The 13,080-nt window shown below is 37.8% G+C and carries 14 protein-coding genes and 1 pseudogene; 6 read left to right on the top strand and 9 right to left on the bottom strand.

Going from position 1 to position 13,080, the window contains the following annotated elements; genetic code table 11:
- The first annotated feature begins 116 nt into the window (after positions 1 to 116).
- The 3 genes from B9T38_RS14060 to B9T38_RS14050 are packed head-to-tail and all read left to right on the top strand — an operon-like array spanning position 117 to position 2,064.
- Positions 117 to 1,265: a hypothetical protein gene (locus tag B9T38_RS14060; protein ID WP_086197393.1), complete on the top strand. Its 1,149-nt coding sequence runs from the start codon at positions 117 to 119 to the stop codon at positions 1,263 to 1,265.
- Entirely contained in the window at positions 1,258 to 1,596 is a 339-nt protein-coding gene (locus B9T38_RS14055) for an STAS-like domain-containing protein (protein WP_086197392.1), read from the top strand. The genes B9T38_RS14060 and B9T38_RS14055 overlap by 8 nt, the downstream gene beginning before the upstream one ends.
- Before the next feature lie 6 nt (positions 1,597 to 1,602).
- On the top strand, positions 1,603 to 2,064 hold the full coding sequence (locus tag B9T38_RS14050) for a hypothetical protein (protein WP_086197391.1): 462 nt from the start codon (positions 1,603 to 1,605) through the stop codon (positions 2,062 to 2,064).
- 20 nt (positions 2,065 to 2,084) lie between these two features.
- On the opposite strand, the gene B9T38_RS14045 is transcribed toward B9T38_RS14050, so the two are convergent.
- Together B9T38_RS14045 and B9T38_RS14040 are read right to left on the bottom strand one after the other, a co-directional pair.
- Entirely contained in the window at positions 2,085 to 2,966 is an 882-nt protein-coding gene (locus B9T38_RS14045; protein ID WP_086197390.1) for a hypothetical protein, read from the bottom strand.
- Between the two features lie 77 nt (positions 2,967 to 3,043).
- Positions 3,044 to 3,358, bottom strand: coding sequence for an Arc family DNA-binding protein (locus B9T38_RS14040; protein ID WP_086197389.1), 315 nt, complete (start codon positions 3,356 to 3,358; stop codon positions 3,044 to 3,046).
- 151 nt (positions 3,359 to 3,509) lie between these two features.
- On the opposite strand from B9T38_RS14040, the gene B9T38_RS14035 reads away from it, so the two are divergent.
- Positions 3,510 to 4,313, top strand: coding sequence for a BRO-N domain-containing protein (locus tag B9T38_RS14035; RefSeq protein WP_086197388.1), 804 nt, complete (start codon positions 3,510 to 3,512; stop codon positions 4,311 to 4,313).
- A gap of 360 nt (positions 4,314 to 4,673) precedes the next feature.
- Here the strand turns inward: B9T38_RS14035 and B9T38_RS14030 are convergent, their stop codons facing one another.
- Positions 4,674 to 5,534: an alpha/beta hydrolase family protein gene (locus B9T38_RS14030; protein ID WP_086197387.1), complete on the bottom strand. Its 861-nt coding sequence runs from the start codon at positions 5,532 to 5,534 to the stop codon at positions 4,674 to 4,676.
- Between the two features lie 117 nt (positions 5,535 to 5,651).
- Here B9T38_RS14030 and B9T38_RS14025 point away from each other — a divergent pair, with 117 nt between their 5' ends.
- Complete coding sequence (locus B9T38_RS14025; RefSeq protein ID WP_086197386.1) at positions 5,652 to 6,122, top strand: hypothetical protein; 471 nt, start codon at positions 5,652 to 5,654, stop codon at positions 6,120 to 6,122.
- Between the two features lie 70 nt (positions 6,123 to 6,192).
- Here the strand turns inward: B9T38_RS14025 and B9T38_RS14020 are convergent, their stop codons facing one another.
- Positions 6,193 to 6,435 (bottom strand): hypothetical protein, encoded by a 243-nt coding sequence (locus B9T38_RS14020; RefSeq protein WP_086197385.1) that lies wholly within the window; start codon positions 6,433 to 6,435, stop codon positions 6,193 to 6,195.
- A 479-nt stretch (positions 6,436 to 6,914) separates the two neighbouring features.
- On the bottom strand, positions 6,915 to 8,207 hold the full coding sequence (gene brnQ, locus B9T38_RS14015) for a branched-chain amino acid transport system II carrier protein (protein WP_086197384.1): 1,293 nt from the start codon (positions 8,205 to 8,207) through the stop codon (positions 6,915 to 6,917).
- Positions 8,208 to 8,565: 358 nt separating this feature from the next.
- On the opposite strand from brnQ, the gene map reads away from it, so the two are divergent.
- Positions 8,566 to 9,360 (top strand): type I methionyl aminopeptidase, encoded by a 795-nt coding sequence (gene map, locus B9T38_RS14010; RefSeq protein ID WP_086197383.1) that lies wholly within the window; start codon positions 8,566 to 8,568, stop codon positions 9,358 to 9,360.
- A 420-nt stretch (positions 9,361 to 9,780) separates the two neighbouring features.
- On the opposite strand, the gene B9T38_RS14005 is transcribed toward map, so the two are convergent.
- The 4 genes and pseudogenes from B9T38_RS14005 to B9T38_RS13990 all read right to left on the bottom strand — a co-directional run bounded on the left by B9T38_RS14005 (position 9,781) and on the right by B9T38_RS13990 (position 12,990).
- Complete coding sequence (locus B9T38_RS14005) at positions 9,781 to 10,680, bottom strand: LysR substrate-binding domain-containing protein (protein WP_086197382.1); 900 nt, start codon at positions 10,678 to 10,680, stop codon at positions 9,781 to 9,783.
- A 96-nt stretch (positions 10,681 to 10,776) separates the two neighbouring features.
- The gene (locus B9T38_RS14000; protein ID WP_086197381.1) at positions 10,777 to 11,481 is read right to left on the bottom strand and encodes an SIR2 family NAD-dependent protein deacylase; all 705 of its coding nucleotides are present in this window, start codon (positions 11,479 to 11,481) and stop codon (positions 10,777 to 10,779) included.
- Between the two features lie 26 nt (positions 11,482 to 11,507).
- Positions 11,508 to 12,429 (bottom strand): annotated as a pseudogene (locus tag B9T38_RS13995) (alpha/beta fold hydrolase).
- Positions 12,430 to 12,444: 15 nt separating this feature from the next.
- Complete coding sequence (locus B9T38_RS13990; protein ID WP_086197380.1) at positions 12,445 to 12,990, bottom strand: PadR family transcriptional regulator; 546 nt, start codon at positions 12,988 to 12,990, stop codon at positions 12,445 to 12,447.
- Positions 12,991 to 13,080 lie beyond the last annotated feature (90 nt).

The following is a 13,080-nucleotide window of genomic DNA, read 5'->3' as shown; positions in this document are numbered from 1 at the left end:
GTTTGGTTGATAAATAATTAATTTAACAATAAAAGTTGGTTGACAAGTTTTGTATTTAGCCATAATTTCTATACTCAAATAAATTATTCGCGTTATGTTCTAATTCAATAAGGTTTATGAAATTTTTATCCAAAAAACAGCGTGAGCATGCAGCCCGTATTAAACAATTTCGTGAATGCTCCGTACAAAAAGAAAATTCTTTACGAAAACATCGTAAGCAAAAGATTCGTGGCAAACAAAAAAAAGCTTCTGACATAAAAACTATTATTGATTTAAAACTTCCGCACCATATAAATATCCTAAGCCCTAAAGCAAGAAAGTCCCTTAGAAAAGTAACGACAAAATTCAGGAAATATTATTATAGAGGTGATGTGTGTATCCGCCTCGACTTTAGTGATACTAAACAAATGTTTGCAGATGGAACATTGTACCTTTTAGCAGAGCTGGAAACCTTAACACTAATTAATCCTGCAATAACATTCAAAATAATTCCATCTAAGGAAAAAATTGTAAATCAAGTTTTAGCACAAACAGGTATTTTGAAATTACTCAAACAAACTTTAAAGTTTGATGATGATGAATTTGACGAGTCTGTAAAATATTGGAGTTATGCATCGGGCTACAACTCTGAGATAGACTCAGCTGATTCTATGTTAGATGATTTCGAGCAGATACTTTCAGAAGATACAAGTAAAAACGTTTTTACTTCATTAACTGAAGCCCTAACAAATTGTCATCACCATGCTTATGAAGAAAAAAGATATTCCACTGAAGCAAAGAGCATAAAAAAATGGTGGCTTTTCTCACAAGAAAGGGATGGGGTGCTGACAGTATGTGTCTGCGATTTAGGTATAGGTATCCCAAGATCATTAACAAGAAATACACCATCAGTGAAAGAAGACTGGTTTGGGCGATTGAAAGCTTTTATAAAATTGAACAAAGAGAAATACAATAATGATAGTGCGGCTATTAAAGCAGCGATTGAAATTGGGAATACTAGAACTAATCTGCCTAATAGGGGTAAAGGCCTCAATCAAATCATAAACAAAATTAATACGATGACAGGTCATAAGGTATCTATTGCAATTCTAAGTAATTATGGATCATATATAATTAATAGAGGATTCGTGACGGACCTTCCGACAACTGATATCATAGATGCAATAGCTGTTCCATATACAGAATCAATTGATGGGACAGTGATTGTATGGCAGATACCTTTGGATAAGCAGAACGTAGACGCTTTGGTAAAGTCAGATGAGTAAAAGTGTTATGAAAATTAATGTAGCAAAGGACTTTTCTAAAAATCCTTCAGGTCGCTATATCAAGGATGGGAAAACTTCAGGTGAAGTATTTCTCAAGAATTTACTTTTACCTGCAGTTCAGACTCATGATGTTGTCGAAATCAACTTTGATGGTGTTCGTGGTTACGGTTCATCTTTCCTTGAAGAAGCTTTTGGCGGCTTTATTCGTGAAACTAAAATGAACTTAGTTGAGTTTTTCAACAAAGTTAAAATAATTACGCAAGATCCTTTGTTGCAACAAGAAATACAGGGTTATTTGGAAGATGAAATTCATCGTTCTGGTATTTCATAAACGACAATGACCAGTATCATTAAGGATGTTATTTTACCTTTTTTACCCTCGGCACTAACCATAATTGGATGGTGGATTGTTGCCTCGCGAGACAGTAGTTCTAAGAAAAATGCCATTCACAATAAAAGAGTAGAAGCAGCATCCAAGTTAATTGATAAGATATTGCTGGATGCAAAGAAGTTTTATTCTTTGCCTGGATCAGATGCCGAAGCGCAGGGTATTGGTTCTTTACTCACTAGTGACTTTAAAAAATTAAGTTCAATAATTATTTTAATTACGAAAGAGCTTAGTGATGCTGAAAAACAGTCTTTATCAGTAGCTTTTATTGAATACAAGAAGATGGTAACTGGTGGTGAGTTTGAAACCGTTTCACGCCCAATTATAAGTACATCTAATCAGCTATATTTCGATATTGATGCAACCTATAATGATTTGTATATCGAGTTGGAAAAAACGTACTTAATCTAAATAAATCTAAAAAAAGCACTTTATGGTGCTTCTTTATTCTTCACTTCATTCTTAAATGTTTGTGCCATGGTTGTCATTGTTTCCAATGCATCTTTAGCGAAGCTGATATCAGCACTCTTCAGTAGATAAGTTTCAGGCCATTTGATTTCAGAACTTAGTTGCTCCATTAAAATAGTAAAATCCTTGTCACCTTTTTCAGATGAAACTAGATAAATAAGCATGTATTTATCAAAAATTGATTTAATTTTGGTAAGATAGGTTGAGGTATCTGAGAAACTCTTATATTGACGTAAATACCAGGCACTAATGAATTGGATAAAAATAAAAACTAAAGAAGTGGATATGATCCCATATATGTGATTAGTTTTAAAATCACCTATGTAGCTTATATATATTTGCCAAAATATGATGGCGATAATGAAATAAGTAATTCCTGTAATAAAATACAGTTTTCCATTATCAAGAAGTATCGATGCTTTTTTATCTGAATCGATGCTTTTTTCTTCTAAAGTATTTACTATTTTTAAAAAATATAGCTTAAAGCTATCAAGTGAATCCAAATCCGTAAGCCTTTCTTCTTTGCTTTGTTCTACTTTATTATGGGTATTAGGGTTTTGATTGATCTCTCTAGATGTGTCGATATCACTTAAATTCTTTGTGTTTTTAAATGCAGAATATAGTTCTATTGAGAGTAAATATAGTGTAGGAATACCTATATATATAAAAATATTTTCTTCAAAAAATAAATCGAAAGTTTTGGATTTATCAATTGGTGGATAATAGAATTGATATCCAAAGTAAGAATATAATATTAAAAATATTAAGAATACCAAAACGAATTTTTTATTTCTAGAGATGATTTTAAAAATAAAATCGAATGTTAAGTTTATTTCGCTGGACATTTTTTACCCTAGAAAATTGTATTAGATCTTTATAAAAATTAAGTCAACTTAGTATTATTTAAAAAGACTAACTAAAGTTAGCTTTCATCACTTTTTTTTGACATTGCTTCTGATGCCTTAGCTAAGGCTTTAGGATCAACACCTTCATCTAAAAGATTTGAAATAAGTTTGCTTAAAACATTATTTAAACTATTCGTTAAGATTGCTTGAGAATCTGCTGTAGCAATAAACCTACCTTCTTTATTTGCTTCTTCAATTGCAAAACTTTGCTCCAATCTTGCCACAATATCCGCATTCATAGAGCGATTCAGCTCTTTAGCAGACTCTGCAATTTTATCTTTTAGTTCTGGCGGTAAGCGTAAATTGTATGCAACACCTAAATGTTTACCCATGACTTCATCCTGAAAAATTCTGTTGACATGGTATCAAGTGGACATATATATTTGCAATATGTCCAGTGGACATTATTTTAAATAAAAAAATACCCCGAACATTCTTGGCGGAAGACGGGGTATTTACCAATACCAGATGAAGGATATTGATATGACTAGTTTATCACTTTGTTTTAGGGATACAACTCTCGATGTAATTATGCATGACCAAAAGCCATGGATTAGCTCGCGTCAACTTGGTCAAATGTTAGGTTATGCGCGAGAAGATGCAGTTAATAAAGTATTTGAAAGAAAGGCAGATGAATTTTCTAGTGGAATGACCTGTAACGTCAAAATGACGTTACAGGGTCAAACACGTGAAATTAGAGCCTTTTCTTTACGTGGTTGCCATCTGGTGGCTATGTTTGCAAAAACACCAGTCGCTAAAGAATTCCGCAAATGGGTACTCGACGTACTGGACAAAGAGACACTGCAACAGCAAATCGACACTCGAGTTAAAATCAACGCAGAGCAACAGGCCATACTCAAAGAAATTGTCGACCGACGTTGTGAAGGCAATGTAAAGAAACGCACCGAACTTTGGAGCCGGCACAACCAGCACTTCCGCATCCCACGTTATAGCGAACTGTTGGCCATCCATTTCCAAGACGCAGTGGATTACCTGGAAACGATGCAGATCAAGGCAAAAGGGGACGTTCATATAGATGAAAATCAATCTATAGAAATGCTGTGTAGTCATGCTCGCCTATTTCAAGCATGGTGGAATACCCATAGTCCGACATTGGCCAAACTCAATCCGCAACTGGTCTATATGTTGCATGACAATATGTTCTCTATGAATCATGCCATATCGGATCTATGTAAAAAGTTTGGTATAAGCTTGCCAGCCTATGATTATGACCATATGTTTGAACTGAAAACATTTCCACATGAACGATACAGATTGCTGAAATAACAAAAATACCGCCTGAAAGGGCGGTTTTTTATTTGAGTCTACAAAAATTCTAAATATTTCCCCATGCTTTAATATCTGCTTGATGTGAAAAGATTCCCATGTTTTCATTTTTATAATTCTGTTTTTTGCTCATAAAGCAGATGATATAATTAACATTAACAAGCAGTTGTTACCTGTGGATAACTTTGTATTTACGCCAGTTTTACGCCGATTAATTTTAAGCTATTGATTTTAGGCATTAAAAAGCCCCATGGTTAGGGGCTAGTCGTATATAAGATCTAAGCTTATATACTGTAAGAGGCTCATCTCAAACTAAGTGTATTAGAACATAATTTTCTAAAATTGGCGATGTATAAATGCTTAAGCCAAGAGTTCTTTTCCAATCACCGACCATAAATTTTGATGAGACTTCTTAAACATCAGCATATGACCAATCGTTTTATGTCCGTAGCTTTTCGGTTTTAGCTCAATCATTTGAGTGTCGGCATTCGGGTACAGGCGTAATAAATCCTTTACGTTGGCTTCCGTTGCAATTTCATCATCCGATGACCACAGTACCGTAATCGGGCAGCTAATTTGAGTGTGATAATCTTCAAACACGCTTTTGCCAATCGCATTGATCACATAACCCGGTTTACGACAAAATTGTGCCCATTGTTTGGCGACATCTTTAGGTAGATTTTCTCCCATTCCAATTGCTTGAGTTGGAGCATAACCTTTGGTGATGCGAGCCAATGGAAAAAGGACATTAAATATGACAGGAGCCAGCAATTTGGTGCGACCCTTTAAGCCTTTAACATGCCCGGTTGAACCTGAAACCGCAACAACTTTGGCTACTTTTTCATGGTTAGGCACAATACCCAAAAGCTGACCGCCAGCACTGTGACCAACTAAAATGACCTGATCGGCTCGAGTTTTATATAACAAGGTCTCTATTGCAGCAGGAATATCCAGTTTACCCCAATCTACAATGCTGGCTTCAGATTGACTAACCGGACCATGTAAAGAACGACCAATTCCGCGGAAATCGAAACTCAAAACCTCATAGCCTTGTGTGATTAACCATTCTGCAAAAGCGTGATAAAAATTCTGGGTAATCCCGGTTGCTGGACAGATGAGGACAGGGTAATTCTTTTTTTGCGTAGCGCTGGCTGCATAAAAGCGGCCGCTAAGTGAATATCCATCTTTACAGGTAATTGTTAATGATTCAAAAGTGTTCATATGGAGAATATGGAATAAGTATGTATGGTAACTACTGTAGCCAAGTTCTAAAAAGAAACTTGTATAATTCATGACTTTAAAGTCAAAATAACGATCTAAAAATAAGGATATAAATGCATGGAAGCGGAAAATTTAACACAGGCTGTAGCTTGGGCCGTGTTGTTTAGTGGTGTTTTTCTTTGGGTAGGTATGCTGACCGGGGTATGGAAATATTATCAGATTCGTCATTCAGCGCAGGCACGGGCCCATTATTATGTTGATATTGCGCATAGAAGTAGCTTGCTCTATGCACCAGCCAGCCTGATTATTGCAATTCTAGCCTATTTTTCAGTTTGGAGTGATGGACTTAACTTTACTTTTGTATTGATCAATCTTTTCTTTTTTAGCTTTTCAATTTTAAGTTATGTGTTACATGGCTGGCTGAAAGATACGACCAATCAGTTTAAGCAACCTCATCAAATGGGACGTTGGCATTTGCCAAAATGGATACTAAGCAGTGCAATGATTTTTCTGATCATTGGAGAGTTGGTTGCTACAACAGGATTATTGCTTGGTACAATGATCGGCCTAGTGAAAGTTTTAACTTGATGATTGGTGATTTTGGTATAAGTTCTGGATGATTAATTATTATTAAGATGGGTGATAGTTCACCCATCTTTTATTCTGTAGAAGTATTTTGCTTCTGTTGACGGTATTTCTGATCGACCACAGCCCACACATAGAAAGCTACCGATACAATAAAAGCATACATAAAGAATTCAGGTTTTAAGTTGCCTTGAATTAAACCATGAATAATGAGTGTCACAATCAGAGCAACCGTAGTACTCAAATAAGTGACCATATTCTTATTTGCTTTTAGAGCGTTAATGAAGATTTCTTTATTGAAATGTAATGATAACATCTCCACTCCTCCGGTTATATATTGACCTAAACCTAATTGTTTTAGTCAGATTAGTTCCTATTGTTGTACTTGGTATTTCGATTCATTTCAATAGTTGATGTCACTATTTTGTCATAAAAATATGTTAGACATAAGTTTATAGCCTGATTTTATTCAACATATAAATGCTGGATATTTCTTCTGAATATGCAATTATCCTCCTCATTCATTCTTAGCAGTTAAAAAGATGTCAAGATAATCAACAATAGTGAATATAAAAGAAGCAATATTGATGCCAGTCTAGAAGTGTATCAAGGTTTGGGATGGGATACGGCAGGATCAGTCTAATCGTGACTGATTGAGTTTTATATGTTTAAGCAACCATGTTGGATTGATGAGGATGTAAACAATAAAACCCAGTTTGGGTAAAACATGATGTTTTATTGATCACGGTTAAAATCAGGTTTGGGTAAAACCAGATTTTAAGCACATCAACTCAGTTATTTTCTAACTTTATCGATGACGATAGCAATAATCAGCACAATAATAGATGGAATCAGCCATGCTAAATTTTGTGCGTTTAACGGTAGATCCTGAATAAAACCGGGTAAGTAGGCTTCAAGTCCTGCAACTTTCAGGCCGTCAAAAATACCGAATAACAGGGCTACTGCAGTTACTGGTGCAACCACATAAGCAGGCCGGTTGAAAAATTTCCACAAGAAGCTCAGTAGAATCACTGCAATTGCTGGTGGATAAATGGCACTTAAAACAGGTACAGACACAGCAATCAGTTTGGTTAAACCGAGGTTTGAAATGATGAAAGCGAAACCAACCAGAACAAACACTAAAATTTTATAAGGAATTTTAGTCAGTTCCGAAAAGTATTCTGCACAAGCACAGGTTAAACCAATCGCTGTTACCATACAGGCCAGGAAAATCATGCCGGTCAAGAATACAGAACCAATATCACCAAAAGCATGCTGCACATAGGCATGCAGGATCACTGCACCATTGGCTGCATTTGGAGCGACTTCATGGCTGCCTAAACCGAGTTTAAACAGGCTTAAATAAACCAAGGTTAAACCTGCACCAGAAATCAAGCTGGCAATCACGGCATACTTGGTCACCAGTTTTTTATCTGTTACACCACGTGAATGAATTGCGTGAATAATAACAATACCAAATACCAATGCACCCAAAGTGTCCATAGTTAAGTAACCATTGACAAAACCTTCAGAAACTGGGGCAGTCGCATAGTTGTTAATTGCTGGTGAAATGAACCCAGCAGGAATGACAAATGCAGAGATACCTAATACTGCCAAAGAAATAATCTTTAAAGGTGCCAGGAAGTGGCCGACAGTATCGAGCAGTTTGTTGGGATATAAGGAAATAACAGTGACGACTGCAAAATAAATTGCACTATAAATCAGCAGACTGCTACTTGATGTACCAAAATAGGAAGAGAAACCGATTTCATAGGAAACTGTGGCTGTACGAGGTGTTGCAAATAGAGGACCAACAGCTAAGTAACATACAATGGTTAAAATCAGGCTGGCGATTTTACCCAGAGGTGAACTTAAATTCTGGATTGATCCTTCTACACGTGAAAGTGCCATAATGGTGATAACAGGCAGGCCAACTGCAGTAATAAGAAAACCTAAAGCAGCTAACCATACATGTTCACCCGCTTGTTGAGCGACAATTGGTGGAAAGATAATATTGCCCGCACCAATAAAAAGTGCAAAAGTCATAAAACCCAAGGCAATAATATCCCTTGTGCGGAGATTCGTCATAAAAAGGGAGAGGAATTAAACAAAAAAGCGATTTTAGAAGATATTAGTGCTTTTTTACAGTTCATTTTATGCAGCTTATAAGTTTTAGAGGTTCAGTAAGCTCTTAAACTGAACAACTGAAGAGTTTAAGTTTATTTATATATTTGATTAATTGGTAAAAAGCATAAAAGTATAGGCTGTTATGCTTTTTTAATTTTTTAAGCAGATTTTGATTTTTTTATACTGATCGTTTAAATGTATATAAATTAACCGCATGGTTGACTAAAAATGCTCAAAACTCCGCTGTTTATCTGCTCATATTAAACAAAATTAAAGTAAAAGGACTATAATCATAAGCCTTATTTCTGAGGATGATGCAATGAAAGCTTCCACTATTACCATTAAAACTGAGCAAGATTTAGAGAAACTCCGTATTTCTGGACGTTTGGCTGCTCAGGTTTTGGAGATGATAGGGAAGTATGTCAAGCCTGGAGTAAGTACCGAGTATCTGGATGATATCTGCAATGACTTCATTGTGAATACCTTAAAAGTCATTCCAGCCAACGTGGGCTATTATGGCTATACCAAAACCACCTGTATTTCTCCAAATGAAGTGGTGTGTCACGGTATCCCATCGCCAAACACCATTTTGCAGGATGGTGACATTATCAATATTGATGTGGCGATCATTAAAGATGGTTATTTTGGCGATACTAGCCGGATGTATTATGTCGGAAATGTAAAACCGGAAGCGAAAAAACTGGTTGAAACCACTTATGAAGCCATGGTAGCCGGCATCCATGCGGTGAAACCGGGCGCAACTTTAGGTGATATCGGTTTTGCCATTCAGTCTGTGGCTCATCGTGAGGGCTATAGCATTGTCCGTGAATACTGCGGTCATGGCATTGGTAAGGTCTATCATGAACAGCCGAATGTGCTGCATTATGGTCAGCCTGGTCAAGGTCTGATCCTTAAAAAAGGCATGGTTTTTACCATTGAGCCGATGGTCAATGCAGGCAAGGCGCGTGTTAAAGAGCTTAAGGATGGCTGGACTGTTGTTACAGCAGACCGCTCTTTGACAGCACAATGGGAACATATGGTTGCTGTAACGGATACCGGTTTTGAACTGTTATCTCCTTGGCCAGAAGGTACCGGCTCATATCCTGTAATTTAAGCGAAGAGTTAAATGAAATATACAACTTTATACTTTAGTATAGAATTGTATGTTTTGTGTTCATATAAAGTTTTAATATCTATGATATTAAGACTTAAGTTTATGATTTATTAGATAAAAATGTTTTTGCTATACTTTTTTGATATCTTTTATCTATTAGATATTTACATTTTTTCTTTGTAATATACAACTATAGATTCTAGCTGTAGTTTCTTATTTTCCTTATTTAAAGTTTATAAGCTTATCCACCTCGGATAAGCTTTTTTTTATCTAAATTTGTGTATTACTCAAGTAAATTTTATGTTTTTGTAACAATAAGATTTACGGTTTTTGTAATGTATTCATTAGCAACTCCAAGGCCTCTGTCGATGGTTTGAAGATAGCCCTGTGATTGCTTTTTTTACTCAGATCCATAAAAGCTTAATGCTTACTGAGCTGTTCCACCAAATAGTCGATAAAGACACGGACCGCAGGTAATAGGCCACGGCGTGAAGGATAAACCGCGTGGAAAATCCCATGTGGCGCTTTCCAGTCCGGCAATACACGTACCAATTCACCACTTTGAACATGATCCTGCACAATGCTGTCGGGCAATAACACAATTCCGCAATTTTGTCGTGCCAGTTGTGCCAGCATCATCAGGTCAGATCCCATCACTATAGGATTGACCTTGATTTTTTTCTGCCGGTTTTTATCATCATGCACAACAATGTATTGGTCTAAATGTTCATCTGACATACTGAGAATTTGATGATTGCTTAAATCCTCAGGCTGTTTTAAGTCACCAAATTCATTTAGATAGGCTTGGCTGGCAAACAGGTGCTGCTCGATATTTTCAAATTTGCGTAAAACCAGATTCGGGTCATCATCCAGATTGGAGCGTACCCGAAGTGCCACATCAATGCCTTCATTGATGATATCGACACGGCGGTTACTGACAATGAGCTGCACTTTAATTTCCGGATAGGTTTTCAGGAATTTTGGCAAAATCTTGGCAATTTCATTTTGCGCAATTGAAACAGGCAGACTGACCTTGATTACACCACGCGGCTGAATGCTGAGATGATCGACCAGATCATGAGCCGCTTGTGCCGCATTCATCATGACCTGGGCGTGGCGGTAAATATTCATGCCAATATCGGTTACGGCAAAATGGCGGGAGCTACGCTGAATCAGCCGGACTCCTAAATGTTCTTCCAGATTGTAAACGCGACGGCTTAATTTCGATTTTGGAATATCGGTTGCGCGTTCTGCTGCACTAAAGCCTCCATGTTCAACCACCAAGGCAAAGCAATAAAAATCATCAAGATCAGACAGCATTTAAGAATTCCATTTATGCAACAATAAGCTGATTAAAATTTTATTGTTGCATTATGTCAATGCCTGCTTTGTAGTTTTGCTATTCAATAGAAAGGCTTATCGTGATTGTCGCAATATTTTTTTCAGGTATTGCATGCCTTGAGTAGCGGTCATCACAATTTTCTGGAATTGGGGCGGAAGCTGCTGCTGATCAGCTTTGGGGTCAATATAGTAAGCGTTACAATTGGCTGAAATTTCATGGATTAGACCTGCCACGGGATAAACCTGTAGGCTGGTACCAATTACGATAAAAATATCCGCGTCCTGTACACAATCCTGTGCATAGGCATAGGCAGGCACAGCCTCGCCAAACCAGACTACATGTGGACGTAAAGGATAGCCATCTTTGCAGAAGTGTTTACTCAAATCTAGCTCTGCACCTTCGACCGGATAGAATTCAGTGCTGTATTGACTGTTTGGACCTGAGCTTTTAGCCAGACGAATATTGCCATGCAGATGAATGACCTGGTTGCTTCCGGCGCATTCATGCAGATCATCAATGTTTTGGGTAATGACATGTACATCAAAAACCTCTTCAAGTTCGGCAATGAGCTGATGTGCTGCATTGGGCTTGGCAGCTAGAATATTTTTACGCCGTTCATTATAGAAACGTTGGACCAGTGCCGGATCACGGTTCCAGGCTTCAGGTGTGGCCACGTCTTCAATTCGATACTGTTCCCATAAGCCATCACTGTCCCGAAAAGTGTTGATGCCACTTTCGGCACTCATGCCAGCACCTGAAAAGACTACTAGTTTTTTCATTTTGGCTCCTGACTTCATTCAGCTGTTTAAGGTTTATGAGTCGCATTGGCTTTCAGAAATGCGCTAATTTCTCGTGCAAACTTTAGCGGTTCAGTAAGTAACGGAGTATGTCCAGATTTTTCAAAACGGATCTGTTTGGCATGAGGAATACTCTGCGCAATCAAGGTTTGACCTTTTACCTGATAAAGCCTGGATTGCGTGCCACTAAGAAAAGTCACTGGACATTGCAGTTTTTGAATAGCTTCGCGGTAATCTTCCTGATGGTATAGATAATTGTTGATATACCAGGCCATATAGTCGACCCGCTTGGAGGGCAGTAATAAACTTTGCAATTGCGACTGGTTTAATACCCATTCAAAGGCTTTTAAACAGTATTTATTGCTGTTCTGCAGGCCAATAAACTGTAGCCAGAGCTTGGCAATCTGTTCGCGGGCTTGGCTATTCATGTCTTTTATATATTGAATGTGTTGATGCTGAGCCAGTAACTGCGACAGCTCTGTTAGAATAGAAATAAATAACTGATGCTGTTGACCAAATAAACCATAATCCCAGCTATCATTTACCGAAATTTTAGGGGTCTGGTCAATATGCAAATAGGCTGCAATGTGTTCGGCAAAATTGCCATAGTGCATGCCATGCATCGCTGTAGTTGCACCCATAGAATAGGCACTCACGGCGAAATCGTTTAAACTGAAGCTGTTCAATCAAGCTTTCAATATCACGCCAGTGACTGGAAATAGCATCCATTTCGGGAATGGCACACTCTTGCGAACCACCAAAGCCGCGCCAGTCCGGAATAATAAAGCGATGAGTTTTAGCATGCTGATAAAGAAATGGAAGCCATTGCCAGCTTTGCATACCCAAACCTGACAGGACCAACACCGCTTGTCCTTGTCCAAACTCACGCACAAACAGTCGTTCATTATCAGGCATCAGGTAGTGTGGCATACGCTTATCCTTTGTTTAGGTCTTATCTTCAAAGGCTTTTAACTGTGGAATCATGGTTTCTAGCCACTTGATCCAGCCCATTTCCAAGTCAATCCCCAGTTGCAGAATCATTTTATGAATAAACAGGGTACGGTCTTGATCCTGTGCATGGGCAAAATCCTTGGCGAAAATCGTTTGGTAAATTTTTAAATTTTGTTGATGCAAGACCAGATGTCTTTCCAGTTCCGGCAACACGTTATTACCACCGAGTTGAGCTTCGGCACGCAAACGGACCATTAAGTCGTCACGCAATTGGGCAGGCGGGCTTTGCTTGACCATCCAGTCGGCCAGTTCGGCACGCCCCAGAGCTTCAACCTGATAAGTCTTTTTACGTGTATTGGAGCCGTGATCTTCAAGTGTGGATATCCAGTTCTTTTGTTGCATGGCGCTGAGTTCACGGTAAATCTGCTGATGGGTCGCATTCCAGAAAAATCCCATGGAGCGGTCAAAGCGACGAGCCAAATCAATACCGGTACTGGGTTTTTCAATCAGGCTGGTCAATAAAACATGGGCTAAGGACATAAACGGCTCAGTCAATAAATCTTTACAAGTTCATTATGCAACATGTTGCATAAAAATAAAATCTGGAATATAAGTTATGCAACAAGTTGC

The organism is Acinetobacter sp. ANC 4218 (assembly GCF_002135245.1).
Taxonomy (GTDB): Bacteria; Pseudomonadota; Gammaproteobacteria; order Pseudomonadales; family Moraxellaceae; genus Acinetobacter.
The sequence above is the reverse complement of the archived record's forward strand: the minus strand, read 5'-3'. Positions and strand labels throughout refer to the sequence as shown.